Origin of the sequence: Paenibacillus sp. FSL H8-0168 (assembly GCF_038592955.1) — a bacterium.
GTDB lineage: Bacteria > Bacillota > Bacilli > Paenibacillales > Paenibacillaceae > Paenibacillus > Paenibacillus polymyxa_B.
The window spans coordinates 1,003,436-1,028,922 of the sequence record NZ_CP151948.1 but is presented as its reverse complement, the minus strand read 5'-3'; the positions used below and the strand labels follow the sequence as shown (position 1 = coordinate 1,028,922).

Here is a 25,487-nt window from a genome sequence, read left to right as displayed (position 1 = left end):
GGTTATTTTATTGAAATTGATACATTTTGGAAAACTTTTCTATATAATTTACGTCTATGGATAGGGGGATACATTGATCAAGAAATGAGGAAAATCGTATGAAAAGACGGGCTCTATTACTCAGTATAATCACGTTATTGCTGCTCAGTCCTAGTGTATGGGCGGCCGGAGACAACTCCACATCCCATATTCGCTCCTATGATTCTGGAAGTTTAATTCAGTCTGATGGAAGCTTGTGGCTGTGGGGTTATAATCAATCCGTACCGACTCGTGTAGAGGGTAAGCCGGACGTTGTAAAAACATTTTCTAATATCATCAACGAGGGCGATCTGGTATTTACCTTACAAGACCACTCTGCTTGGTATGTGCCTAGAAATAATATTGCTGAATCCGTGAAATTCGTTCCTCTGGAAGGATTACAGAACCTCGCAGCTGTAAGTAATTTGAATGATCATGTGCTCGCTCTGAGCAGCGAAGGCAGCATATCTTCCGCTGAACGGCTCGACAATGGAAACATCTCTAGTCCTTTTCAAACCCTATCTGGCATCGACGAGGTTGCCAATATTGATAGTTACTATGAGGAAAGACCGGATTATGAGGAACGCTGGATATTTCTAAAGAAAGACGGCAGTGTATGGAAAAATACAAAAGCCTTGCAGGGCTTCGAACCTATTTCATCATTAAAGGATATTACGTCAATCGCTAAAAACATAGCCTTAAAAAAAGATGGCACCGTGTGGACGTGGCCCAAAGAATTTGATAAAAATGCAACTCCGTCCGAAACTCTATCCGTATCGCAAATTCAAGCCTTATCGGATATCAAGACAATCAAGGCCAATAGGTATTCCAATCTCGCAATTGATCAGCAAGGTCGGCTATGGTTCTGGGGTGCTACAGTTACAGGTTACTCAGATAATACAACCTATCACAACGAAAATACCCCTGTACTATTAACAGGAGTAAAGGATGTTAAAGACGCCTTTTTCGCCGAACGCTCCATACTTGCCCTCACCACAGCTGGGAATGTATATGTTGCGTCTCTAGATGGTGAAAAGTTACCATCTAATACACCCTTTACATTACTTACTAAAAATATTCAAAGCATCAAAGCAGGTCCACGGCACGTAATCATGCAAAAAGCAGATGGCGCCCTATGGGGCTGGGGTGTCAACAAACACGCGCAGCTTGGTATAGGGGACTATGAGTTTCTGTACAGTTCACCAGTTCCTGTACAAAAACCGATTCTTGTCCGTCTCAATGGTTCGCCTGTCTCTCTGAGTAATGGTGTCATTACCCGCAACGGGCAAGCGTTTATTCCCCTTCGTTCTGTTTTTGACAAACTGGGGGCTGAGATCGCTTATGATTTCAACAGCAAAATAGCGAAAATGAATCAGTCTAAGACAGAAGACCATCCTGTCTCTCTAGAAGTAAATTTCAAAACCAGCCAAACAAAAGTGAACGATAAAGCCGTAAAATTCACCAATCCGCCCTTCATGGTGAATGGTATTGGTTATCTTCCACTAAGGCTACTCAGCGAAACGCTGGGGGCCAAGGTAGATTGGATACAAAAAGAAGATACTATTGAAATTACGACAAAATTGTAAATTAAAAACCAGTCCAAAATGATTCATGTTGGACTGGTTTTTAATGCTATATACTGCGTATACAACGCAGAATCTCACATCTATTGTTTAGCTTTATTCTCTTTTTCTCTTTCGACCAGCATATCTACGATCATATCAATTTGCCCGGTAATAGCGATTGGATCATAACGATAATACGTATCAAAATCGTTAAAGAACACTCTATTGTTCTTCACCGCTGGAAGATTCCCCCACACAGCGGACGACTTTAGTTGTTTGAGCGCGTCACCCTTTTTCTCGGGGTCATACGTAGTCAGGAACATATAATCTGCGTCATACTGTGGCAATACCTCCATCGAAAGCTGCACCGTTTGTTCCTTGGAGTTCACTGTTTTCTTTGGCATGTTCAGTTTAAGCGCATTGTATACAGCTTGGCCGCCGCGACCCGCATTGTCGCCAAAGATCCAAAGTGCGTGCTTGTCCGTCAGCTCATACAGACCGAAAGTTGCTTTTTCGTCAATCACACCTTTAAGACGTGCGCGACCTTCAGCGGCCTTTTTATCAAATGCAGCAATAAATTGCTCAGCCTTCTCCTTTTCCCCAGTGATATCGCCGAACAGCTTGACCGTATCATAGATATTAGTCGTCGTACCGTACGGAATGTACAGGGTAGGTGCGATTTTAGACAAAGCCTCATAATTCGTATCCTTCATAACCACGATCAGATCGGGTTTGAGTTCCAGCGTCTTTTCCAAATTGGTCGGATCACCCACCTCTTTGGTTCTTTTTTCCTTCAGCAAATCGGTCAGAAAAGGATTTTGAAACGCAGTCGGCTCTACACCCACCACGTTAGCACCTACGGACAGCAGTTCTCCGCCGTAAAAATCCGTTACAATACGCTGGGGCTTAGCAGGAATTTGAATATCCCCCTTAACCGTTTTAAAGCTTCTAGTCTCTCCAGTAGTAGCCGACTCTTGCTTATCTCCTGAAGATGAAGCCGGATTACTTCCATTATTATTTCCGCCGCAAGCGCTGATGAGTACAGACAATACAAGTAACATAGCTGTCATCATAAAATACGATTTTCTTTTCAACTGATTAACCCCCTATATATTGTGAAGATGATCTTCCCGATACGCATGATAATGATTATCAATATCGTAAGAAATATATCAAGCGTCGTCCTTGCTGTCAACTGAAAAACGAACTTTGTACATCCCTCCTTAATAAATCAAAAGACCTGCCAAAATGATGGTCAGGTCTTTTTCGTGGAGCCGTCTTCAAAAACCTACACATTGGGGCTAGGTTGCTGAAGACTGCTTTCTGGTGATCGCTGTTTTGTTTTATATTCTTCTCCCCAATCCTTCATCAAGTTAATAATCGGGATGAGCGTTTTTCCGAATTCGGTGAGAGAGTATTCGACCTTAGGAGGAACCTGTTGGTAGACTTCACGGTGAACTACTCCGTCCTCTTCCAGCTCACGCAATTGGAGTGTCAGCATACGCTGAGTAATTCCCGGACAGATCCGCCGAAAATCACTAAATCGCTTAGTCCCATACATGAGATGATATAAAATAATCCCTTTCCATTTGCCCCCAATCACGTCCAGCGTGAACTCAACTGGACACGCCTGATCATTTCCAGCGGTACATTCCCCAAAGCCGCCTTTCCGATTGCGCATAGGCTTTTCTCCTCCTTGGTATCATTTTATATACTACAGCACATTAATGTGCGTACTTCAAAAACGGTCATGTATATTCTAATATTAAGCATGTCACTTGGTAAGCGTCAATTTTAATCAACATCCATAAGGAGTGGAATAACGATGGAAACCTTAGCTACTACTAAAGATCAAATCTTATCTGCATACGAGTTCAGACATGCAACGAAGGAATTTGATAGTCATAAGAAAATTAGCGATTCCGATTTTGATTTTATTCTTGAAACCGGTCGTTTATCTCCAAGCTCGTTTGGCTTTGAACCCTGGAAATTTGTTGTCGTCCAAAGTAAAGCTATGCGCGAGAAGCTGCTTCCTTACTCTTGGGGGGCACAAAAACAGCTGCCAACAGCCAGCCATTTTGTACTCATCCTCTCTAGACTTCCTGAAGATATGGTAGCCTCCTCCGATTATATCAAGAGTATGATGGAGAACGTGCAGCAATTACCTGCTGAAGTGATGCAAGGCAAAGAGAAAGTATATGATGCCTTCCTTAAATCAGATTTTGCGCTGGAGGAAAATAAAAGAGCCTTGTTCGAATGGGGCTGCCGGCAAACCTACATCGCACTGGGCAATATGATGACTGCCGCAGCTCAAATCGGCATTGATTCCTGCCCTATCGAAGGTTTTAATAAACAGGAAATCGAACGCATCCTCTCTGAAGAAGGCATTATGGATGCCAAGCATTTCGGTATTTCTTGTATGTTGGCATTTGGCTACCGTCTCAACGAGCCGCGTGGCAAAACTCGACGCTCTGTAGATCAGGTTATTGAGTGGGTGTAAAACCTTTTCTCTAAAACAAAGGGGTGCCCAACAGCCATTTCGATGGCTGTTGGGACACCCCCTTTTCATAAAACCTCAGTTCTTACTTTTTCCAATTACCTACTGATAATTCACTTCTTCTGCAAAGTAAATATCCTTCAAACGATCCTTTACGCGTTGAATTTCATCTGCTGTTAAAGGAGCCGCTGGACATAGCTTGAAGTTCCTTCCGGTGACATAGCTTACGTCCGTGTGACCATCCAAGTTGTAGGCCATCTTCGGAACCGGTTTTCGGGTATAATCGGTAAAGTCAATAATGGACCATGCCGCATCTCCATCCTCTTTGGATAAAATAATCCGCTGTGAGGCATTTTCGGTCCACAAATAGCGCAGATTCGCTGGTGAATTATTGGAATCCATAGCCGTCTTAATACCTGAGCCTCTAAACATGAGCGTAAACTCCGTATGATCATTATTGGATCCTGCTACTGATTCATAAATCTGTTTCAGCCCGTCCACGCCTACGATCTCAACCTTGCGATCAACAGGGAAGTGATTCACAAAATTCTCCCATATTGGAGCCATGTTATGGGTGTTGGCAAGTGCGTTGATGTCCAAAATAATGGACAAGTAGTTCACCGTATTTATACGTTGATAAGGGTTATCCAAATATTGCTGTACTATATACAGTTGTGGTGCTGCATCCGTCTCAGTCACATATGGGTCAAGCGGATGAAGAGTCCAGCGTGAGGAATCTTTCGTATAGCGTGATCCAATCGGATCAATCGTAACCGAGTTCATGAATACGGTACCGCTATTATCTGCAAGTCCCTGTGCGGGAACAATCGGATTGTCCTTATGGGACCAGTAAGGCATCAAGGGAGAGCCCTCACCAAACATACCGTTGACATTATATTGTGTAGCCGACCATCCCATCGCGGATGTAATCCGATAGTGATCTTCAAGCCATTGAGTCTGTTCGGGATTCACCGTAAAGCTGGTCAATGATTTCGGCAGATACTTCCGATATTGGTCTGTATCCATGCTTTCAAACACAGATGGTGATCCCATTGTACCGGATTGATGTAGCTCATTGAATGCATTGTAACGATACATGTATAGCCACTCATCCATCTTTGCTTCCCAAACTGGAAGCCCGGGCTCGGTCTGGTTCGGGTACCCCGCCAGAATTCCGACTTCATCTCCATACTGATCGACGAATTCCAGAACCTGTTTAAGCTGCGGTCGATTCGTTTCTAAAAAAACAAAACCGTTTTGCATGGCCCACGTCACTTTGATATTGGGACCAAAGTGGTCCATCAGCAATTGACGCGCTTGCTTGATTTGATCTACCGTCGTCACGCTTCCCTGCAGCATGATGGAGACAGCAAAGTATTGCTTTTTGCGTTCTCCCGATACTACTGTTAATTCCGCATCGGATGTGAAGAGAACCCCTTGGGATGGTGACTCAACCGTGATCTTTAATGGAATGACCGAGTTCACTGTCGGAATCAAATGCAGGTTGGCAATCTTTCCATCCTCGTCAAATATTCCTCTGGAATCCTCTACCCGAAGTATCAAGTCTGTCGGCAGCAATCCAGGAGCTATAACCTCTCCATTAGCATTATGAAATACGTAGGACATATTCCAAGCAGCAGGATCTAAAGTAGCAGCCTCTGAAATAGTATACGTGGCCAAGTATACGGACCTGATTACGTTCGGTGGCTCTGCCGGCGGAGTCTTCCCTTTCACGATCAGCTTGGTCTGAGCTGTAAGAACCTGATAAGGTTTGGCAATAGTGACCTTCATTTCTACAGGAATGAAGCTATCCGTAGCCGGAATATTTTCGGAATGTGCGATTTTCCCTTGTTCATCAAAAATACCTAACCCATCACTAAATGTGTACGTAACACTTGTGACGCTGGCAGCAGGAATGCTTACGGGTCGCCCTTTATTGTAGAGCTGAAAGGATAGCTGATACGAAGGGTACCTTTCCGGCTGATTTACCAGCTCCTGCGCCTTGATTACGACCTCATCTACCAGAAAATCCGAAGAATGATCCGGTGGAAGCACTGGTGGATCTGCCGGAATTACTGGTGGTTTGGGGTTAGGTCCCGGTGGTGTAACTGGCGGTTCCGGCTTCGGCTCCGGTGGTGTCACCGGCGACTCCGGTGAATCGGGGCTTGGGCGATGCTTTTTAGGCTCCTCAATTTCCGAATTCACAGGTTGTTGACTAGTTTCCGGTGTCAAATCTACCGTGATCTTCTTCGATTCTTGTTGGCTGGCCGTGTGAGGTATCGCTACAGTTCCACTTCCTAATGACTCCAGCAAACGCTTGGCACGTTCTCTCAGACCTCCACCGCCTAACCATATCCGATAAGCAACCAGCGTGGCGTCCTGCCGTCTCACAGACTCTTTAGGATGGAAATAGTGATTCGTATCTCCCTCGATCAGTTCCAGCCGTTCCATCAGCCATACGCTCGTTTGTGCATAATCTGATATATCAGATTGATCCACAAAACTGGATATACCAGCATATCGGGTATCTTCAGTAACACCAAAATACCGTGCATACCAAACGGCCATATCCTGACGAGTCATATTGTGCTTGGCACCGAATAATTGATCACTAATTCCTTTCGTAATTCTCTCTTCCTGTAAGGCCTGTACATAAGGTAGAGCCCATGGTGACACATCACGAAAAGAAGTTACGCCTCTGTTATTCGATGTTCGCTTTAAGGTTTTAGCGAAAATGCTTGCCCATTCCTGTCGTGAGATAAAATGTAAAGGTCGAAAGCTCCCATCCTGATAACCCGTAACATAACCTTGAGCAGCCATGGTCTCAATCGCATCAGCTGCATAGGAATGTTCGATATCATTAAAGGCTCTGTCCGCAAAAACAGGCGCACTATGTATACAGAACAACCAGACAGCCAGTAAACCAGCCATGTAAAGCCTAATTTGTTTTAACTTTTTCTCATAATTCATTATTCGAGATTATTACACCTCCTTTACGAGATAGCACTGGGCCACTTTCACCTGTACCTTCATATCAACTTTGAAAATTAATCTCTCTTGTTTTCAAACGGTTTTTCATTACTGTTAACACCAAACTGTATATACTTGAATTATCGGAATAATCTCCCTAGGATTGAATAAAGCCAGCAAAAAAAGTGGTTTTGGCAATCTAATGTCCTGTTTATTCACCATGTTTTTTAAGCCGTAATTCCCTATCACTAAACAATGGTTTTCATTGGTAATTAAATATTTATCACCTTTTTGAGTTACTATGTTGATCCCGTATACAAATAAAAAAAGAGATAACATCTGTATCCGCATTCGCTTGGAGAATACAAAATGTTATCTCGTTCTCGTGTACATATATACTTATTAATTCCTGTCTGCTCTTTTAATTCTCTTTAAACTCAGAACCCTTATAAACATAAAAGTAGCCGTTTAAAGTTCCGTTTTGCGGATAAGCAGCAGGATCTTTGTCTTTTATTTGGCCTACCAACTCTCGATTTATAAGCGTAGAAGGGCCTTCCTCAATTAGTGCTTCAGCAGACATTTCAGTGATTGGTTTTACTGTGCTGGACCAGAATGTAACTAAGTAGACATCGTCAGCATTAAAATGATATCGTCCTTCACTTGGAGTTCCCTCATAAAACAGCTCTGCCAAAGAAGCTGCCTCAGACCCTCTCATAAAAATTCGAATCTCATCGGTTCCGTTCCATCTATGAGGAACTCCGCCTTTTGGATTAACGTATTCTACAATTTCTGGCTCCTTGTCGCTAATAAAATCAACAACTGCATATTTATAAACCTCATCCGTTACACTCTTGGTTGCTATTTCAGTTGTTTTTTCTGTTCTATAGCCACTGAACTTTCCATACACATTCGGGGTTTTGCCAATAGTAGCCAAGGCCTTTTCTTGATCCATTAATCCAGCTCTTCCAGCTACTGGTGTCAACCTATACGTCTTGATTTCAGTCCCCTTGTACTGATCCCAAGTGTATTCGTAATAATATTTCGCATAAGATACTCCACTGTTCCAGCCTAAGGATAACAGCATGAGAATACCTACCATGAATACCAACGGCCATTTTTTCAACTTCATACCCTCACCCTCTTTTCTCCAAGTACACTCAAATCATCATTAGCATTATAGCTTTTCAATAAATCTATCAACAGTTAAATATTAGAAGAAAGTATGGATAAATTATGTCCTTTCCATATTAGCCTGTTCTCAAGATAATTTGAGCTTTCTCTCTCGGATGGGGTACGTATGGGTATTATTGCAAAAGATGATTTAAACTATTTGCCTGTATTCTGCTGATCGGTTGCTGCTATATAATGGGCAAATTGCCCGTTGACTTTCGGAATACTTGATCCTCGGTACTACTCCTGTCTGTTCAAGTTACATTATAGTTGGTTCCTAGTTTTCTAAAGCCGATCGCGCTGTTTTAAATCAGTAGGTTGTAGTAAATCGAATATTACAAACGAAATCACCTGTAATTCATATAGAAATGGATGAATTACAGATGCTTTTCTATTAGTTAGTAATGAGACTCCCTATTTTATTGTTTTTATGAATATTTTCCGTTCCGGCTTCCAATGCAGTTTTGTAATATGAGCATTTATGTTCAATAACTTCCATTGTTTTTTTAAGTTCTTCCATTTGTGCTTCTACAGTAGCTTTTCGTTCCATAAACATGTCATATCTTTGTTGTAGTGTGGAATCCCCACCAGAACACCAATCAATGAAATTTTTAATTTCTTTGATCGGCATCCCGGTGGATTTTAGACATTCAATTATTTTTAAAGCGTCGATATCGGATTCTTTAAATAATCTTGTTCCGCTAGACGTCCGTTCTACAAAAGGCATAAGTCCCTCCTTGTCGTAGTAACGCAAAGCGTATGCTGTAAGATTCAATTCTTTTGCAACTTCGCTGATAGAATATGTCTTCATCATGTATCTCCTATTTTTAATGACATAGACTTCGAGTTAACTCTATGATATAAGGGGGATTCTATCAAGTTATTTGTTGAATGTCAAAGTCCCCTTATAGGAAAAGTAGAATCAGGTGCTATCTAACGAAATATAATTAGCAAGAAAACAACATTACTGGATAGAGGCTTTATTAATAGATGTAATGTACCTGAACCTGTCGCTTGACTTAGAGTTAACTATAAGGGTTAACATTGATTTGCAAGAGAAAAAGTATAAATGGAAATGAATGAAGGGGAACTTCAACCGCTTCAGCTAGTTTTCAATTTATACCGATATAACTTCATTCTCTTGAAAAATTCAAATAATAGGAGGCTGTTTATGATAACTGCTAAAGCACGAGCTGTCGATGGCCCAGACAAACCGTTTCGATCGGCTGAAATTAAACGACGGGATCTTGATTCACACGATGTTCTGATTGAAATTAAATATGCCGGCATATGCCATTCTGACATCCACACTGCTCACGGCGAATGGGGGCCAGTAAACTACCCTCTCGTACCTGGACATGAAATTGCAGGGATTGTCACGGAGGTAGGATCTGAGGTTACAAAGTACAGAGTTGGTGACCGGGTAGGGGTTGGCTGTATGGTTGATTCCTGTGGCGAATGTGAGAACTGTCGTAAAGGAGAGGAACAATACTGCCTTAAAGGAAATGTCCCTACCTATGCTGGTGTTGACAAATACGGCGAGCCTACACAAGGCGGATATTCTACCCACATTGTCGTAACTGAGGATTTTGTAGTAAAAATTCCAGATAACATTGAGCTTGACGTGGCTGCTCCATTACTTTGTGCAGGTATTACGACTTATTCACCGTTGAACCGCTGGGGTGCTGGTCCAGATAAGAAAGTGGCCGTTGTGGGAATGGGAGGCCTTGGCCATATGGCTATCAAGATCGCACATGCTATGGGTGCTGAGGTAACCGTTCTATCCCAAACATTAAAGAAAAAAGATGATGGCTTGCAATTTGGTGCTGATCACTATTATGCTACAAGCGAACCAGAAACATTTGAAAAACTTGCTGGGCACTTTGATTTGATTATTAACACGGTAAGTGCTGCCATCGATATGGATGCTTATTTTGCACTACTCAATCTAGATGGAACTTTGGTGAATGTCGGTGCCCCTGGGGAGCCGTTGTCACTAAATGTGATGTCCCTTATCGGACATCGCCGTTCATTTGCTGGTTCAATGATAGGAGGCATCCGTGAGACACAGGAAATGTTGGATTTTTGTGCAAAACACAATATTGTTCCTAAAATTGAAGTAATTTCGGCCGACCAGATTGATGAAGCCTACAAACGAGTGTTAGCTTCTGATGTGAAGTATAGATTCGTAATTGACATTAGCACAATGTAAGCTATGTAAATCATAAGTTGTACAAGTGATTTTAATTGTGAAGGTGTCCCCAAAGTATTACTTGGGACACCTTCACTTTATTCTGTCTACCATCTTATTGTCCATTTCCTCTTTTTGTATTTATTTGTAATCCAAAGATTCCACCCTTAGAATATAATGCAATAGGAATATATAGGAAGGTGGAACTTATCTATGTTCAAGAAAATGGATATTTACAGAATCCTCACTTTAATATTTGCTGTAGTTGTTATGATCTTTTCCTCTTTATCCCTCGTATATCCAGATACCTACAAGCATTCATACAAAATCGCACAATTTTTTCTTAGTCTCGTGCTTTTATGTTCTGGCATCACGGAGTTTAAGGCCAATCGTAAAAGTATGGCAATAGCCAGCTTTATCGTTTCCCTTCTCACTTTTTTTGTATTTGTATTTACACTTGTAGTGCGAACAGGCTAACCACACGGTTCTATACCTCAGTAATAACCTTCCCTAGCCCTCTCTCTCGTCATGTAAAAGAAAAGCCGAGCGAACTCAGGATCATCTGAATTGCGCTCGGCAAGTGTTACATATTTAGCAATCTTTAGTTTTCCTCTAATTCTTCAATTTTCTGCCGCTTTCCTATGCCAAAGACAAAATATCCAATAATGACGATCGCCATAAATGTTGCTCCGACAATCAACGACAAGCGTGTGTCTGGATTAAACCACATTCCAACGATCACCAGCAACAAAAAGACAATGGTGATGTAATTACTGATTGGAAAAAAACGAGACTTAAAGGTGTGATCCTTCATTTCGTCCTTCCACTTTTTCCTGAATTTAAATTGACTGATGGCTAATGCAAACCACGGTACCATGCCTGGAAGAACACTGGCGCTGTAAATATACAGAAACAGTTTGGAATCAGGCATTAAGTAGTTAAATAACACCCCTACCAGCAGCAAGGAAATGGTCGTTATTATACTATTTCTAGGGACGCCGCTTGCGGAAACCTTCCCAAAGAACTTAGGAGCTTGTCCGTTCTTAGCCAATGTATATAACATTCTGCCCGCACTGTAAATACCACTGTTACAACCTGACATCGCAGCTGTAAGTACAACAAAGTTAATGATACCCGCAGCAGCCACAATTCCTACCTTGGCAAAAGTCAGAACAAATGGGCTGCCGATCTCGCCTATTTGGTTCCAAGGATAAATCGTAACAATGACAAAGATTGCACCCACGTAGAAAATCAAAATACGCCAGATGATGTTTTTAATGGCTTTTCGCAGTGTCATCTTTGGATTTTCAGCTTCACCTGCCGTAATACCTACCATCTCTATCCCTTGGTAAGCCGCTGTTACAATGCAGAGTGCAAATAGAAACCCTTTCAAACCACCTGCAAAGAAGCCTCCCTGGCTGTACAGATTGGATAGACCTATCGGTTGTCCACCGTTACCGAGTCCAAAGAAAATCATCCCCGTACCAACTACTAGCATGAAGATAATGGCGACAATTTTAATCATCGCAAACCAAAACTCAAATTCCCCATAAAATTTCACAGCCGCCAAATTGGCCAATGCAATAATAATTACACCTGCCAAAGCCGGCAACCATTGCGGGATATCTGGGAACCAGTAGCCCACATATACCCCAATCGCAGTGACTTCTGCCATCCCTACGGTAACCCATAAAAACCAATAGCTCCAGGCGGTCAAGAAACCGGCTAAAGGGCTGATATATTTATGAGCAAATGTAGCGAATGAGCCTGTCACCGGTTCAAGAATCAGCATTTCCCCCATGATCCGCATGACAAAAAACATAATAATCCCAGCTAAGAGATAAGCCAACAGCACTGAGGGACCTGCCCATTTTATCGTACTTGCCGACCCCATAAACAAACCGACGCCAATCGTACCTCCAAGCGCAATCAACTCAACGTGCCGTGGCTTTAGCCCTCTCGTTAATTGTTTCGATTCCAAAAGAACGCTCCCCTTCGTATATGTTCATCATCAAACGCTAATGATCCGGAAAACTGTCCCCAAACATTATTAATTTTTCAGACTGACGTGGTCGTGAGTGAACAACTACAAAGTAGTTCCACGATTCGTAATTATACAAGGAAACCACGTCCTATTTACCGTCCAAACCTTACTGTTTCTAAGACCGAGTCCGTAGCATTAGATGCATTGTATGACAAAAAACGCCTAAATACAACTGCTAATTAGCAGACATTTTTAGGCATGAAATGGAAAGGAAGGCTATTCATATTTTCTGAACAATGGTCAATTTAATGCAATGCATTAGAGTGCTAAACATACATATTTCTTCAATGATAAATATCACGATGTTAAGCCTATTTGAAATCTGTATTCTTACAGTGAAAAACATGAAATCCGAATGAAAGAGCAACATTTCAAACATTACCTTGTGATATAACTAGGCATGAATTCCAAACAAGGAGATGAAGATCAGGGTTTTGAACCACTTATTCAATGATGAATATGTATTCATTTGAGATTTTTTATAAAATTTTTTTGATCCTTGGTAAACATATAGCCACGTCGTTCGTAGAACCTGTGAGCCTGTATCCTACTTGGATGAGATAACAGTTTGATCCCGGAAAATCCATGGGACTTCCCCCACTGTTCAAGACGCTCAATCAACATGCTACCTACACCTTGACTTCTATACTTTTCTTTAACAACAAATCCTAGTACATTTACCAAAGATTCAGAAAAAAGTAATTCATGTGGGCTTCCATGAATATATCCTAACACCTCGTTATTTTCTTCATAAACAAAGATCACATCTTTTGATTTTTTTATAATCATTTCAATCTTCTCTTTTACTTTTTCTTCAGAAAATAGATATAGATTGGGGTTAAAATCTTGGTTCAACAAATAAATATCATGATAATCAGAGACTCTAATTTCCCTAACATTTTTTTCTTTCACTTTTAAAATGCCTCCTTTTTTCATCATACGATGCTTTATGTTGAATCATTAATCCTCGCAATCATACCCGTTAAAACACTTCAGCATCTCGATGAACGCTTCAAGTTTAGAATCCTCCCATGTTGAAATACGTTGATAAAACTCTTTTTCTTTTTCTTTTAAAGCTTCCAAGGCTTTTTCACGACCATTGGCTGTCAGGGATATCAACACTCCCCGACGATCCTCAGGATGAGTTTCACTTTTTACATAATTCAAGTGTTTAAGCTGAGTAACAAGCCGACTAACAGAGCTTCGATCCATAGCGGTGGATTCCGCCAAAAATGTAGCGCTTGCCGGACCGTATGACAGGAGACAACGTACAATCAGAAAAGCTGCAGGTTGTAATGATGGATCGAAAAGTGCCGCAGTTTTTACATTGAGTGCATGCGACGCGCTTATAAGTGCATTAAGTTGTTCACCAAGATTCAGTTCTAATTGCTCTCTTGTAGAATCTGGATGTTGAGTTTTATTATCCATATGTCTCCACCTTATTTGAATGAGTTCGAATATATATTTGACATATATCAATCAAAATACATATACTTGATATATATCAATCATATTTTCAACTTTGGTAAGTGTCAAGCAGAAGATCTACAGTATAAAGCATCCACAACCGTAAAGCGTAGACATGAATATGGATGTAATTGGATCGAGAATTTGGAGGATGATTTATATGTCGATATACCCGATTATTGTAATCACTGGTGCTACTAACGGTCTTGGACAATGGGTAGCAATTGAATTAGCCAAACGTGGGGCACATCTAGTCTTAACAGCCAGAAATGAAAAACGTGCTGAAACGACTAAAAATATTTTAAAAGATCTGGCGCCCAATACAAAGGTGGACTTTTTTTTCGGAGACCTGTCTCTTATGAAAGATGTCAAACGTATGGGAGATGAAATTAAAGCTAATTATCCAAAGATTGATGTATTAGTGAACAATGCTGGATTACATGGATTTGAACAGCGAATAACCTCAGAGGGTTTGGCAGAAATGATAGCCGTAAACTATCTTGCACCGTGGCTGTTAACACATACACTACTCAATTCACTCATGGAATCCACAAATGCTAGGATCGTCAATGTGGCTTCTGAAGCATCACGCAACCATGGTGAATTAAAATTACCGGAGGATTTAACAGATACATCTGCATTTACAGCAAGAGGTTCATCTAAGATATACGGAAAGACCAAGCTTCTTAATATCATGTTTACAGAAGAACTTGGACGTCAGCTAGATGGAACTGGAATCGTAGTTAACGCACTTAATCCAGGCTTTAACGTTACCGGCCTTGGTCGCGAGTTAGGATTTTCTTCGATACTTGCGAAAATATTGAACGCTTTGCATATCGGAGACCCACGGAAAGGAGCGGACATCATTATTCGTTTAGCAACAGAATCCCAATATCAAGAAGTGACAGGCGGATATTTTAATGTTGGTACTGGTAAGCCGATTGTGCCGACATATCCTGGTGGGGATATCAAGATGCAACGCCTACTTTGGAGTACTACAACCGAATTATTACGGCAAAAAGGCGTTATGGAATGAAATAGAATCTAATATCGAACAATGCTCCTCCAACGAATGGTTCATTTTGTAAACTAAATCTCTCTTTTAACCGATAAATACATATGTTGGTTCTGTACTTAAATATCTCCTCTCATCTTTACATATTCAAGTACAAACGCGTATTTTTCCTAAAAGGGGGCTTTCTATGAACTATCTAGACGAGCATATACTTAGCCTCAAAGCTAAAATGGTGGATCAGAAGACAGCTAATAACGATAATGTGAAATCCATCCCAGCTCAAACTCAGAAATCGGAACAGGACGGTTCCATGTTTGAAGAAACAAAGCTACTTCATGTTGAAAATGATTATCTCACGTTGGAGCCCATTACAATACTACACGGAGAGATTGGTTTCTACATCCCCAAGTCCTTTACTCCTATGCCAATGGAGCAAGCTATAATCAAATATCCTTCAGAGCATCGACCAAAGGTCATTTATACCTCATCTGAGGAGACCATCAATATCACTTTTAATCCTACAGATACCGCTCTGGAAGCGGAAGAACTGCCCGATTTTATAGAGCAAATGGCGGATATTCTACGGTCTGTACAACCGATTCGCAACTGGTTAGGTACCGAAATGGTCACCAACTGTTCCGGACTTTCAGTTGGACAGATTCGTTTTGTGGCGGCGGGGATCGACGGTAATCTATACAACGAAATGCTGCTCTTTATCCACAAAGGACGAGTTGTCATAGGTTCCTTTAGCTGTCTGGAGGCAGATCTCGAAGTCTGGTTACCTGTAGCGGAATACTGGGTTCAATCCCTTTCTGTACTCCCCACCTCTGCCTATTCTACAAATGAGAAAGGAATGACTACACCATGAGTCTGGGATACGATCAAATTCAAATTCACCCTTATGAACAAATTGATCTAGAAGAGCTCACCTTAACGAAAAGAGTTAACGAGCATACTCGGCTTTATTTTACAGGTGTTATCCCCGAAGACTTGCAAGACAGTTACGTGGAAACGACAGAAAAAAATACCATCATTGAAGTCAGCCAACAAGATGAATCTGGCGCAAGCAAGCCGCTATTTAGTGGGATTGCCCTCTCGGTCGAGGTAAAAGTCGTGCGAGGTGTGTACTATCTGGAGGTGGAAGCCATTTCCCATACATACCGGATGGACATGAAGCAGCGTACTCGTTCTTTTCAGTATACGAAAATGACGATTCCTCAAATGCTGGAGCACATAGGTAAGGACTATGAAGGACTGGATGTGATCGACGGGGCTACTGGCGGAGAAGCCATCGGGCGGCTTGCCATTCAGTATCAGGAGACAGACTGGGCTTTTTTAAGACGCATAGCCTCCCGTTATCATACGAGTCTGATGCCTGTAGCCCGTTTTGACAGTCCCAAATTTTATTTTGGTATTGAGGACAGCCCTGCACAGGCGATACTGGATCATACCCGTTATACCGTACGTAAGCAATTGCTTCCTTTTCGTTATTTTCAGGAGAATGAACAGACCAAACTGAGTGAACACGATTTTATTTTTTATGAGGTAGAAACAGATGAGGTACTCGACTTGGGCGTTCAGTTGAATTTTCAGGGGCATAACCTGTATGTCATGGAAGCCTACACCGCCATGAGTCAAGGACTGCTGCGGCATCAGTATGTGTTGGGTTCTTACCAGGGATTTCGGCAAAAAAGCTACTACCAGGATAAGCTGGCAGGAGCCTCATTAAGCGGTGTTGTACTGGACGTACGTCAGGATCAGGTACGCATTCATCTGGATTGTGATGAACAACAAGACGCAAGCAAAGCACACTGGTTCAACTATTCTACTGTTTACAGTGGCGGTGGCCATACTGGCTGGTACGTCATGCCAGAAAAAGGCGATTCCGTTTCTCTCTATTTCCCCGGTAGTCGGGAAGAAGACGGCGTGGCAGGTAGTGCGGTGAGACGGGCAGATCGCAAGAGTACGCATAACCATTTTTCCAATCCGCAAATGAAAATATGGCGTACCCCGCATGGCAAGGAAGTTCGACTGGGACCGGATGAACTGGTCGTTACAGCCAAGGACGGCGCTATTTACATCAAACTGGATGATAAAGAAGGCATTCATATCACCAGCAGCAAGCAAGTGAATATTTCGGCAGGAGGCAATCTCAGCCTGTCTGCGGGAAAGACGATGAGCCTGTCCGCAGGTAGTCAGCTCCGTATGGATTGTAACGGCAGTCATATTGAATTAAGCGGGTCAGCGGATATGAAAGGCAGCGAAGTGAAGTCAAATTAAGGATGATTAGCAATGGAAAAGCAAACAGATGTGTTAGATCAGCAACAAGCAGCTCTTCAACAGGCTTGGTCTCTCATTCGCAAAGAATGGGCGTTGAAATGTACATCAACACAAACACAACGATTACAGCATATAGTAGAACATTTTCGCGCCTTTTGTGAGCTGGTTCGGCAAAAGCAACTCACAGGTCGTAAAGGTCTTATCGGTTACATCACCTACTCCATGCTGCGCACCACATGGCTTGAACAGAAGCCCGTTTATCTTGTTGAAGCTACGGATGCCTTATGGATACTTGATGCTGAGCCCGTTCAGTTGGAATACGATGCAAGTTGGATTTTTCTCTATTGGACTCAATTACATGAACAACTTGGGGCTGAAACCTTGAACCAGCAAGTCTCCCTTTCCGAACTTGAATTAGAGCAGATCATGCTGGAAGCAGCGGGATATCTTCATACGATGATCGTTAGTCTGGTTCGTCAGGCTATGAAGCAAGCAGTCCACCTACCAGAGTTTGAGGCGTTGGATCGTGAAGAAGCTTTTGAGATTCGCGTCGGAGAGTATATGGATCATAGTGTCTCCGTGTACCGGGAAGATCGAAGACCCGTGGATGCTAACATCATAAAGTCTTGGCTGGAGGAAAAAGAAGGATCGGCCTACAGCTACCAAGCACTGTCTCAAGTGCAATTGTCGGATGGAGATTACAGTTCCTTGGATTTTCGTTATACAGTCTTTCGCCAGATCGGGATGCAACAAAGCCGATTGCATCACTGTATCCTCGTAGGCACGGTATGGCAAGAAGCTCAGCTAGATGGAACCGACTTTTCGCACAGCCTGCTTCACGGAGCCGATTTCCGTGGCTGTTCCCTGCAAGAGGCTGTACTGGACGAAGTTTTAAGCAATAGCGAATATGGATCGGATGCTTGGCTGGATTGGGAACCGTTAGGATTGGATGGAGTGGATTTTACAAGAGCTAATTTACAGGGAGCTCGTTTTCAACAGGCACAGCTTCAAGGAGCTACTTTCCAAGATGCCGCGCTGCAAAGAGCTTTATTTAACGGCGCGGATCTAACAGGTGCCTGCTTTGTAGGAGCTGATGTCACTGACGCTTCGTTTATAGGTGCATGTTTAGTAAAAGCTAATTTTACAGGGGCAAAGCTACACCGGGCAATCTTTACAGATATCCAACTAAGCGAAGCCATTGGTCTTGCTGCTGTAGAAGCACCCCTGGTTACACAGGTAACAGATACAGTGAGTAAGGAGAGTGGGGGTAAATGAGATATTTTCGACTCATGGTGGACGAGCGCGTAAAGCATCGGGTAGAGACTGCGCCCCTGTCTCCCTTGCAGGTGGAAGAACTCCTTTCGGGTCATACCATTCAGGCGGAGGACACTCCCCTGTTTTTAGCAGTACATACAGATCCACGAACCGTATATCCGGATTTTCTGGAGTTCCCTTTGCCACTGGTTTCAGACTCCATGAAAGTCCTGTTGGAAAAATATATGCCGGAGCTGGAATGGAAGGTCGCTATACTTACCGATTTTCAGAAGGCCAGGCAGGATGTGTACTGGATATTGCGTCCACCTGTGGTGGATTGTCTTTCCTCACAAACCGAGTGGTATCCTGACCATACCTTGAAGCAGTTGGTACTTAAACACGGAAAAATCCAATCGTCTATATTTCGGATCGCCGGCTTGTTGGAAGCTCATATCTATATCAATCTCGCGGTAGCGGAAAGTCTGCTGCGTCGTCCATTTACAGGTGTTCGTGTGCAAAAAGTGGAGATGTCCACAAAGGAGGAATAATCCGTATGGAAGAAGCAAGTGTGCAGCCTGGGTCAGGTGCGAAAAAAAGCTATGTCGTGGCAGGTGCGATTTTAAGCTGTAGTTACGGTACACAGCCTACGCGTTTGAAGCGCCCTTTTAGCCACGGGGTGTATGTCAAAAATAAAGCCCAGATGAATATTGGAGATTATGTGCCTGGAGTGAACATAAAATCTTTTGGAAATTGCTCCAGTCCGCTGAATCCGACTGTGCAAGCCAGTGAGATGGTCGATATTTATGGGGTGAAAAAGGCTCCATGTATTCCTGTTCTTACGATGCCTTGGCTGAACGGAAAAAGCGACATGCGCATCGAAGGCCAGCCTGCTCTTACACAGAACTGTACGCATCAATGTCTTTATTGCGGGCACATACAAATCGAAAATGACGGTCAAGAGCTGGATTAATTAGTTGCAGCCTACCAAAATAAAAACAAAATGCGCTGGTGAGAGAATGGCTATCTTCTCCACCAACGCATGAAATAGGTTATCATCGAGTTGTTCAACATGATTACATTACATTAGGTACCGCAAAAGGTTCGGTATGAGCAGTTGGATTTCTCAGGCAATGTAGAGTAAATAGCCTGTTCGTCAGAATAAGCATAAGGGTTCGAAAGAACTTCAAGGAGTTGCTCCATCACATGGTAGTCTTCTCGTTCCACCGCAGCTTCCAATGCTTCTTCTACTCGGTGGTTGCGCGGGATGATTGCAGGATTGCTGCTGCGCATCAGCTGATGCGATGAATCTTGGGATTCCTGCTGTCTGCCCAGTCTCGCCTGCCACTGCTCGTGCCACTGGGTGAATTCCTCAGTGCTGAACAGAACCGTATCCTCCAGCTTGTCCAAAGTTAGGGCACGGAAGGTATTGGTGTAGTCAGCACGATGCTTCTGCATGATATTCAGAAGATCCTCAATAAGAGATTCATCCTCCTGCTCTTCGTTAAAGATCCCTAGCTTCGCTCGCATTCCTGCAAGCCAGTGACTGTGAAACATTTTTACAAAATCTGAAATTGCATCCTCAGCCAGTGTGACAGCCTGCTCCCTGTTGTCATGCAGCAGTGGCAAGAGCGTCTCAGCAAATCTCGCGAGATTCCACGCAGCAATATGCGGCTGATTGGCATAAGCATAGCGTCCCTGCCTGTCGATGGAACTGAATACCGTCTCAGGATCATAGGTATCCATGAAGGCGCAAGGACCATAATCAATGGTTTCTCCGCTAAGGGTCATATTGTCGGTGTTCATCACCCCGTGAATAAAACCAACCAGCTGCCATTTGGCAATCAGCTCGGCCTGACGCTTAATCACTTCCTGAAGCAGTGAAAGGTAACGGTTTTCGTCATTGGCAACTTCCGGGTAGTGTCTTTCCAATGTATAATCAGCCAGAGCACGGAGATCTTCGGACGTGCCCCATGCTGAGACGTATTGAAAGGTTCCGACGCGAAGATGACTGGCAGCCACACGGGTCAGAATGGCACCGGGCTGCTCGGTTTCCCGGATGATCGTCTCACCTGTGGATACCACCGCCAAGCTGCGGGTGGTAGCAATACCTAGCGCATGCATCGCCTCACTAATGATGTATTCACGAAGCATCGGACCAAGTGCCGCACGCCCGTCACCACCACGGGAGTATGGCGTTCTGCCAGAGCCCTTGAGCTGAATATCAACCCGTTCACCCAAGGGATTGATCTGTTCGCCAAGCAGCAGAGCACGACCGTCTCCTAACATGTTAAAATGCCCGAATTGATGTCCTGCGTAAGCTTGAGCAAGAGGCGTAGCCCCTTCAGGAATTTGGTTGCCGGCCAGCTCCGCTACGCCATCATTCCTTTGCAGCGCCGTGCCGTTCAACCCCAGTGATGCTGCCAACGGATGATTAAGTATAATCAGCTTTGGTGAGCGGACAGGAGTTAGGTTGAGCTTTGTAAGCATGGATTCCGGCAGACGAGAGTAACTGTTGTCGAAGTTCCACCCTATTTTATCTGCTATTTCTTTTCTCTCCGTCATAGTGTCTCCTTTTCTGCTGTGGTATCTTGGATTTTCCCCTTTTAGTTTTTACCTCTGTCCATTTATTATCCACTTTTCACCATGCTATTGTGCTTTTTAGCTTTTAACAACCTTTTTATTGTAATCGATTATCAAACATTAATTGTATTTGAATACCGAACGGGTCTTCAATAATACCGTAGGCTTGGCTAAACATATTATTAGATAAAGGCACGATAATTTTCACGCGATTATCTGTAATTAAGCTATGATAAAAATGTTTAATTTCTTCTAAGTCAGCACTTTGAATACATAATGAAGTGTTATTACCAACTGTATATTTTTCACTGGGATTCATTGTATCTTCTGCTATCATTACTTTTGTTTTTCCGATGGATAAGACAGAATGAGAAATATAATTTTCATTTTCATCCGTAATCTGTATGGAACTGTCACGTTGGGCCATGTCTTGATAGGTAACCAGAAACAATTCCTCTGCGTTGAAGTGTTTTTTGTAAAAATGCATAGCTTCCTTTGCCTTTCCGTTCATGGATAAGAAAATAGCTACTTCCAGTGTTGCACTCATGATATCAATCTCCTTTATATATAATCTTAGTCAGGATTTTGTAAAATCCTCAGGTAGATATCTTATGAATTTGATATATTCCCTTAAGCTTATTATCATATAAAAAGGTATCAAAACATGACACCTTTATAAGGAGGTTTAGATGAAGAAATCAGAAAGATTAAATGATATGATCAGATACTTAAACAGTCGAGAGTTCTTTAATTTAAATGACCTGATGGATAAATACCATATTTCAAAAAGTACAGCTCTACGTGATATTCATTCATTAGAACAATTAGGTATGCCTATTTTTTCGGAACATGGCAGACATGGGCGATATGGTATCTTAAAAAATAGGTTGTTATCTCCCATTATTTTCACGATGGATGAAGTATATGCTCTGTACTTTGCAATGTTGACGTTAGAAGCTTATCAATCCACCCCCTTTCATTTAAGTATTAATAAACTCAATGAAAAGTTTGAACACTGTCTTTCTAAAACACAAATAGACCAGATTCATAAAATGAAAAAGGTCTTACAATTTGAAGTATATCAGCATACTCATGTTAGTCGTTATTTAGATAAAATTCTAACAAGCATTCTTAATGAGAGTACCTGTAAAGTTAAATATGTAAAAAATAATCAGAAAAAAAGTTACTATATTCAATTTTTCAAAATTTCCGCTAAGTTTGGTCAATGGTATGCTACTGGCATAGAGTTAAATACGAATAAATATAGAGTTTTCAGATGTGATCGAATAACCTTAATAGAAGAAGAGGAGAGCAATTCTGACTTTTCTATAGATGAGCTCCTTAATCGTTCATTAGAAATGTATCAATCCGAGAAGAGCATTGACTTTGAAGTAGAGATTGTAGAACAAGCGAAGGACATTTTCTATAAAGAACATTATCCCTCTATGAAAATAGAAAATGGTGATAAGACAGTCATTAAGGGATTCTATAATCCTGGAGAAGAAGAGTTTATCGCTCATTATTTTATGAGATATGGTCATTATGTACGATCTGTGAAGCCTGAATCTTTAAAACAGATTATTAAAGAAAAAGTTGAGCATCTCTTGAACCACTATCAAAAATTATAAGATCATCGAAGGTTTGTTCAACATTTCCTCTACCTTTTAGCAAGGAAAAGAAGGATCAAGCTCCTTTTCCTTGCTAACGATGACATTTGAATTATGGCTTCCGTTTGGCGATAACAGCATAGGAGACCGTTCTTGTGAATCCAGTTGGATTCCATGCAGTAAAGAACCATCTGTCTTCCGCCGCAGAATAGTTATCGAGAAGAAACCCTTGCTGATTTCCAGAGAAAATCCATGAACCGCTAATCAGATTGTAGTCGTTACCGTTAATCGTAGTGCTTCTAAAGCTATTTGGGGGGATAGTAACCGCAGCGAAAGTGAAACGCGCAAATCCATCTCCAAGTTGAGTTACACGAATGGCTTTTTTAAGATTCATAACCACGTGACTTCTTTTTTTCAGTTTTTTCCCCAGTTTTGCTTCCGCTTTTCTAATTTTAACTAAGGTTGCCTTTCTCAAAGAAATCATCTCCTTCATTGTTTTACTTATAGTTAATGATGGAGTAGATACTTTTGAATGGACAAAATCCCCGGTAAATTGGCTGGATTTTCTGGAGGTGCTAAAACAAAGAGCCCTTCCTTAAATAAAGGAGGGCTTGACACCGCTACTCTTATTATTTTCCGTTTCTATACCGATTTTGTTAAGCCAATACGAGTGATCATGGTGTCATACGGATCTAATTCCATCGTTTGTTTGCCATATTCCGTATCAACCGTCGTTCTTTGAAGTTGATCGCTATTGTTAATAACCACCAACATTTTACTTTCTGGATAATAAGCACACTCTGTATATAGGTTATCCGTAATATACTTCGTTTCATGTAACTCATTGCCCGCAAAGCGAATCATATTCAGCAGCAATCTTGTGTTCTCCCAGCTGAATTCGAATGAAGGAAGGTAAATTCCCTTTCCTTTACCGAAGGCATGTATAGACAGTGTTATCATACCACTTGCTTCCTCCACTACCACAGCTGACCCATCCGTAAGATAAATGCTATTCTTTGGCGTTATACTTGCCCCCTCAGGCACCAAACCATACTCATCCCTAACCTCATATGTCCATCTTCCATGACCTACCCTGGAGCCTGTATCCTCATCCAGTCCGAGAACATGCGCCATTCTAAAAAAGCTGTCGTGACCTTCTACCGCCGAAGGCTGATTGATGCCAATAAAGGTACCCCCCTCATAAACCCATTGGGTCAGTAAGTCCACACACTTGTTGTCATTCCAGTACTCCCCACCACTCCATGCTGAACCAGCAGAGCCGGCATTGATCACTACATCACAATCCTGTAGAATTCCCTGACGGATATCTTCAAAATTAATGAACTGCACTTCAACCGGCAATCCAGATAAAGCTTCATTGACATGAATCAAATCATGCATATACGTTTCATGGAAATGGCCGGACAAGGTCCACGATCTCAATTTCCCCCAGCTATGCAGAATAGCTACCTTCGTCTTCATTTGATAGGGTTTGCCTTCATGATGTAGTTCTTTAATTTCTCTAAATTCATTGGCAATCTTTTCGATATAGTCACAAAAATCCGGGTAAGGCTCTACAAGATGCAAATATCCCCCCAGCCCAATCCGGTCAATAGGCTCCCGCAGCAAGGCGCGCCGGATATTAATCCAATACTTTTTGGCATCCAGCGTGGGGTTTCCCCCTTCCATAAAGGTCGGAAGCCCGCCTAAGCCAACCGGAAATAAGTAAGGATGCAGCCGAATCTCATGTGTATTCACTTTTACACCTGAACAAAGCCTCGCCTCATAACCTGAGAATACACATTTAATCAACCCGTCAAATCCAAACTCTTGAAAACGGTCATTGTAAGGCTCCATGCCAACCCAACTGTCATCATAGAAAACATAGGCCAGCTTGTCGTGCTTATGCACAATATCAATTAATTTCTTGCCAAATTCGATTACAAAATCATTGATAAATGCCATCCAATCCAGCTTGCGCTGCTCAGCCGGGATATGACTGACGCGGTATTTCCCGCCATTAACAAAATCCTCGGCAGTCATCGAATACCCGTATTTCTTGGCAAACAGATCAAGCGCCCTTGAGCTTACCGTAAAATCGTATGAACCCCAGTCTGAGAACAGATGGCGATTGCGCTCATTACTGCCCCAGATCCAGACGAAATTATAAAATAAGGAGGTAAACCGAACAACCGTGGTTTCCTTATGATGAAGACACCAATCTTCCATCCAATCCAGCAGATATTGTTGCGTTTCTGCATAGATAGGATCAATCTGCATCAAATGCTCTTTGTCCCAATGATTCGTGGTGTGATTGTACATGGAAATCTCTTCCCAGATCCGGTAGGCCATAAAGCTTACCGTGTATTTATGCCAAGGAACAATTCCGGTAATGACCACATTGCCGGATTCCCTTTCATAATTCCACTGTTCTCTTGGAACTTCCTCTCCGGTCGTTCTGTCAAAAACCTGCCAATAGTTAAACGCTTCTTTGGAATCATTCACTTTGAACTGTTCAGCAAAAAAATCCTCCATCAGATAGATGGACACATAATCTTGTACAGCTACCTTTGGATTTGTAATTAAAAAACACTGCTGCAGCTTATCCAGATTACGGGACGCCCACTCATTATGATCTCTGATGATACAGATTGTCGAATATATGCCGTACCCAGCGTTAATAATCTCATCGGACAATTGCGTGCCGTCACTATCACGGATGACATCGGCACCCCACCGTTCAGCTAATTTCAGGGTCAGCGCCTCATAACCGGATTCTCCCGGTAGTGTAAAGTTCCCCGTAGTTTGTTTGGACAACTTGCTTCCCTC

At 42.3% G+C, this 25,487-nt stretch carries 23 protein-coding genes; 11 read left to right on the top strand and 12 right to left on the bottom strand.

Annotation, left to right across the window (positions count from 1 at the left end):
- Nucleotides 1–98: 98 nt before the first annotated feature.
- The gene (locus MHI21_RS04715; protein WP_342419537.1) at nucleotides 99–1,604 is read left to right on the top strand and encodes a stalk domain-containing protein; all 1,506 of its coding nucleotides are present in this window, start codon (nucleotides 99–101) and stop codon (nucleotides 1,602–1,604) included.
- 80 nt (nucleotides 1,605–1,684) lie between these two features.
- On the opposite strand, the gene MHI21_RS04710 is transcribed toward MHI21_RS04715, so the two are convergent.
- The gene (locus MHI21_RS04710; RefSeq protein ID WP_081326333.1) at nucleotides 1,685–2,677 is read right to left on the bottom strand and encodes an ABC transporter substrate-binding protein; all 993 of its coding nucleotides are present in this window, start codon (nucleotides 2,675–2,677) and stop codon (nucleotides 1,685–1,687) included.
- A gap of 194 nt (nucleotides 2,678–2,871) precedes the next feature.
- Entirely contained in the window at nucleotides 2,872–3,264 is a 393-nt protein-coding gene (locus MHI21_RS04705; RefSeq protein WP_068938572.1) for a helix-turn-helix domain-containing protein, read from the bottom strand.
- Between the two features lie 144 nt (nucleotides 3,265–3,408).
- Here MHI21_RS04705 and MHI21_RS04700 point away from each other — a divergent pair, with 144 nt between their 5' ends.
- On the top strand, nucleotides 3,409–4,083 hold the full coding sequence (locus MHI21_RS04700; protein WP_342419536.1) for an NAD(P)H-dependent oxidoreductase: 675 nt from the start codon (nucleotides 3,409–3,411) through the stop codon (nucleotides 4,081–4,083).
- 99 nt (nucleotides 4,084–4,182) lie between these two features.
- Here the strand turns inward: MHI21_RS04700 and MHI21_RS04695 are convergent, their stop codons facing one another.
- The 3 genes from MHI21_RS04695 to MHI21_RS04685 all read right to left on the bottom strand — a co-directional run bounded on the left by MHI21_RS04695 (nucleotide 4,183) and on the right by MHI21_RS04685 (nucleotide 9,031).
- Nucleotides 4,183–7,050 (bottom strand): S-layer homology domain-containing protein, encoded by a 2,868-nt coding sequence (locus MHI21_RS04695; protein ID WP_342419535.1) that lies wholly within the window; start codon nucleotides 7,048–7,050, stop codon nucleotides 4,183–4,185.
- A 421-nt stretch (nucleotides 7,051–7,471) separates the two neighbouring features.
- Nucleotides 7,472–8,179, bottom strand: a complete 708-nt coding sequence (locus MHI21_RS04690; protein WP_341162209.1) for a hypothetical protein — start codon at nucleotides 8,177–8,179, stop codon at nucleotides 7,472–7,474.
- A 435-nt stretch (nucleotides 8,180–8,614) separates the two neighbouring features.
- Nucleotides 8,615–9,031 (bottom strand): MerR family transcriptional regulator, encoded by a 417-nt coding sequence (locus MHI21_RS04685; RefSeq protein ID WP_023987117.1) that lies wholly within the window; start codon nucleotides 9,029–9,031, stop codon nucleotides 8,615–8,617.
- Between the two features lie 360 nt (nucleotides 9,032–9,391).
- On the opposite strand from MHI21_RS04685, the gene MHI21_RS04680 reads away from it, so the two are divergent.
- Together MHI21_RS04680 and MHI21_RS04675 are read left to right on the top strand one after the other, a co-directional pair.
- On the top strand, nucleotides 9,392–10,432 hold the full coding sequence (locus tag MHI21_RS04680) for an NAD(P)-dependent alcohol dehydrogenase (RefSeq protein ID WP_250243289.1): 1,041 nt from the start codon (nucleotides 9,392–9,394) through the stop codon (nucleotides 10,430–10,432).
- 192 nt (nucleotides 10,433–10,624) lie between these two features.
- A complete protein-coding gene (locus tag MHI21_RS04675) occupies nucleotides 10,625–10,888 on the top strand; it encodes a DUF3953 domain-containing protein (RefSeq protein ID WP_342419534.1) in 264 nt (87 codons plus the stop codon).
- A 124-nt stretch (nucleotides 10,889–11,012) separates the two neighbouring features.
- On the opposite strand, the gene MHI21_RS04670 is transcribed toward MHI21_RS04675, so the two are convergent.
- From MHI21_RS04670 to MHI21_RS04660, 3 genes are all read right to left on the bottom strand, one after another.
- A complete protein-coding gene (locus tag MHI21_RS04670) occupies nucleotides 11,013–12,392 on the bottom strand; it encodes an amino acid permease (protein WP_342419533.1) in 1,380 nt (459 codons plus the stop codon).
- A gap of 528 nt (nucleotides 12,393–12,920) precedes the next feature.
- Complete coding sequence (locus tag MHI21_RS04665) at nucleotides 12,921–13,367, bottom strand: GNAT family N-acetyltransferase (RefSeq protein WP_341162211.1); 447 nt, start codon at nucleotides 13,365–13,367, stop codon at nucleotides 12,921–12,923.
- A 48-nt stretch (nucleotides 13,368–13,415) separates the two neighbouring features.
- Nucleotides 13,416–13,883 (bottom strand): MarR family transcriptional regulator, encoded by a 468-nt coding sequence (locus MHI21_RS04660; RefSeq protein WP_061831604.1) that lies wholly within the window; start codon nucleotides 13,881–13,883, stop codon nucleotides 13,416–13,418.
- Nucleotides 13,884–14,082: 199 nt separating this feature from the next.
- Between MHI21_RS04660 and MHI21_RS04655 the strand changes: the two genes are divergently transcribed.
- From MHI21_RS04655 to MHI21_RS04630, 6 genes are all read left to right on the top strand, one after another.
- On the top strand, nucleotides 14,083–14,958 hold the full coding sequence (locus MHI21_RS04655; protein ID WP_341162212.1) for an SDR family NAD(P)-dependent oxidoreductase: 876 nt from the start codon (nucleotides 14,083–14,085) through the stop codon (nucleotides 14,956–14,958).
- Nucleotides 14,959–15,124: 166 nt separating this feature from the next.
- A complete protein-coding gene (locus tag MHI21_RS04650) occupies nucleotides 15,125–15,805 on the top strand; it encodes a hypothetical protein (protein WP_342419532.1) in 681 nt (226 codons plus the stop codon).
- Entirely contained in the window at nucleotides 15,802–17,217 is a 1,416-nt protein-coding gene (locus MHI21_RS04645) for a phage baseplate assembly protein V (RefSeq protein ID WP_342419531.1), read from the top strand. The genes MHI21_RS04650 and MHI21_RS04645 overlap by 4 nt, the downstream gene beginning before the upstream one ends.
- Before the next feature lie 12 nt (nucleotides 17,218–17,229).
- Nucleotides 17,230–18,492: a pentapeptide repeat-containing protein gene (locus tag MHI21_RS04640; protein ID WP_342419530.1), complete on the top strand. Its 1,263-nt coding sequence runs from the start codon at nucleotides 17,230–17,232 to the stop codon at nucleotides 18,490–18,492.
- Nucleotides 18,489–19,019 (top strand): hypothetical protein, encoded by a 531-nt coding sequence (locus MHI21_RS04635; protein WP_176715766.1) that lies wholly within the window; start codon nucleotides 18,489–18,491, stop codon nucleotides 19,017–19,019. Before MHI21_RS04640 ends, MHI21_RS04635 begins: the two co-directional genes overlap by 4 nt.
- Nucleotides 19,020–19,024: 5 nt before the next feature.
- On the top strand, nucleotides 19,025–19,441 hold the full coding sequence (locus MHI21_RS04630) for a DUF4280 domain-containing protein (RefSeq protein ID WP_069012891.1): 417 nt from the start codon (nucleotides 19,025–19,027) through the stop codon (nucleotides 19,439–19,441).
- 113 nt (nucleotides 19,442–19,554) lie between these two features.
- Here MHI21_RS04630 and MHI21_RS04625 read toward each other — a convergent pair whose 3' ends face one another.
- Together MHI21_RS04625 and MHI21_RS04620 are read right to left on the bottom strand one after the other, a co-directional pair.
- On the bottom strand, nucleotides 19,555–21,033 hold the full coding sequence (locus MHI21_RS04625; protein ID WP_069012890.1) for a YdiU family protein: 1,479 nt from the start codon (nucleotides 21,031–21,033) through the stop codon (nucleotides 19,555–19,557).
- A 115-nt stretch (nucleotides 21,034–21,148) separates the two neighbouring features.
- Nucleotides 21,149–21,598, bottom strand: a complete 450-nt coding sequence (locus tag MHI21_RS04620; protein ID WP_029517105.1) for a VOC family protein — start codon at nucleotides 21,596–21,598, stop codon at nucleotides 21,149–21,151.
- 142 nt (nucleotides 21,599–21,740) lie between these two features.
- Here MHI21_RS04620 and MHI21_RS04615 point away from each other — a divergent pair, with 142 nt between their 5' ends.
- Complete coding sequence (locus tag MHI21_RS04615; RefSeq protein WP_029517106.1) at nucleotides 21,741–22,679, top strand: YafY family protein; 939 nt, start codon at nucleotides 21,741–21,743, stop codon at nucleotides 22,677–22,679.
- Nucleotides 22,680–22,770: 91 nt separating this feature from the next.
- Here the strand turns inward: MHI21_RS04615 and MHI21_RS04610 are convergent, their stop codons facing one another.
- Nucleotides 22,771–23,142 carry a hypothetical protein gene (locus MHI21_RS04610; RefSeq protein WP_342420173.1) on the bottom strand — a complete coding sequence of 124 codons (372 nt, stop codon included), beginning with the start codon at nucleotides 23,140–23,142 and terminating at the stop codon, nucleotides 22,771–22,773.
- Between the two features lie 158 nt (nucleotides 23,143–23,300).
- Nucleotides 23,301–25,475: a 1,3-beta-galactosyl-N-acetylhexosamine phosphorylase gene (gene gnpA, locus MHI21_RS04605; RefSeq protein ID WP_029517108.1), complete on the bottom strand. Its 2,175-nt coding sequence runs from the start codon at nucleotides 25,473–25,475 to the stop codon at nucleotides 23,301–23,303.
- Nucleotides 25,476–25,487 lie beyond the last annotated feature (12 nt).

What these genes read in the sequence shown, in the direction of transcription:
- MHI21_RS04715 (WP_342419537.1), top strand. Translation starts at nt 99, where the DNA reads ATGAAAAGACGGGCTCTATTACTCAGTATAATCACGTTATTGCTGCTC.
- MHI21_RS04705 (WP_068938572.1), bottom strand. Translation starts at nt 3,264, where the DNA reads ATGCGCAATCGGAAAGGCGGCTTTGGGGAATGTACCGCTGGAAATGAT.
- MHI21_RS04700 (WP_342419536.1), top strand. Translation starts at nt 3,409, where the DNA reads ATGGAAACCTTAGCTACTACTAAAGATCAAATCTTATCTGCATACGAG.
- MHI21_RS04695 (WP_342419535.1), bottom strand. Translation starts at nt 7,050, where the DNA reads ATGAATTATGAGAAAAAGTTAAAACAAATTAGGCTTTACATGGCTGGT.
- MHI21_RS04690 (WP_341162209.1), bottom strand. Translation starts at nt 8,179, where the DNA reads ATGAAGTTGAAAAAATGGCCGTTGGTATTCATGGTAGGTATTCTCATG.
- MHI21_RS04685 (WP_023987117.1), bottom strand. Translation starts at nt 9,031, where the DNA reads ATGAAGACATATTCTATCAGCGAAGTTGCAAAAGAATTGAATCTTACA.
- MHI21_RS04680 (WP_250243289.1), top strand. Translation starts at nt 9,392, where the DNA reads ATGATAACTGCTAAAGCACGAGCTGTCGATGGCCCAGACAAACCGTTT.
- MHI21_RS04675 (WP_342419534.1), top strand. Translation starts at nt 10,625, where the DNA reads ATGTTCAAGAAAATGGATATTTACAGAATCCTCACTTTAATATTTGCT.
- MHI21_RS04660 (WP_061831604.1), bottom strand. Translation starts at nt 13,883, where the DNA reads ATGGATAATAAAACTCAACATCCAGATTCTACAAGAGAGCAATTAGAA.
- MHI21_RS04655 (WP_341162212.1), top strand. Translation starts at nt 14,083, where the DNA reads ATGTCGATATACCCGATTATTGTAATCACTGGTGCTACTAACGGTCTT.
- MHI21_RS04650 (WP_342419532.1), top strand. Translation starts at nt 15,125, where the DNA reads ATGAACTATCTAGACGAGCATATACTTAGCCTCAAAGCTAAAATGGTG.
- MHI21_RS04645 (WP_342419531.1), top strand. Translation starts at nt 15,802, where the DNA reads ATGAGTCTGGGATACGATCAAATTCAAATTCACCCTTATGAACAAATT.
- MHI21_RS04640 (WP_342419530.1), top strand. Translation starts at nt 17,230, where the DNA reads ATGGAAAAGCAAACAGATGTGTTAGATCAGCAACAAGCAGCTCTTCAA.
- MHI21_RS04635 (WP_176715766.1), top strand. Translation starts at nt 18,489, where the DNA reads ATGAGATATTTTCGACTCATGGTGGACGAGCGCGTAAAGCATCGGGTA.
- MHI21_RS04630 (WP_069012891.1), top strand. Translation starts at nt 19,025, where the DNA reads ATGGAAGAAGCAAGTGTGCAGCCTGGGTCAGGTGCGAAAAAAAGCTAT.
- MHI21_RS04625 (WP_069012890.1), bottom strand. Translation starts at nt 21,033, where the DNA reads ATGACGGAGAGAAAAGAAATAGCAGATAAAATAGGGTGGAACTTCGAC.
- MHI21_RS04620 (WP_029517105.1), bottom strand. Translation starts at nt 21,598, where the DNA reads ATGAGTGCAACACTGGAAGTAGCTATTTTCTTATCCATGAACGGAAAG.
- MHI21_RS04615 (WP_029517106.1), top strand. Translation starts at nt 21,741, where the DNA reads ATGAAGAAATCAGAAAGATTAAATGATATGATCAGATACTTAAACAGT.
- MHI21_RS04610 (WP_342420173.1), bottom strand. Translation starts at nt 23,142, where the DNA reads ATGATTTCTTTGAGAAAGGCAACCTTAGTTAAAATTAGAAAAGCGGAA.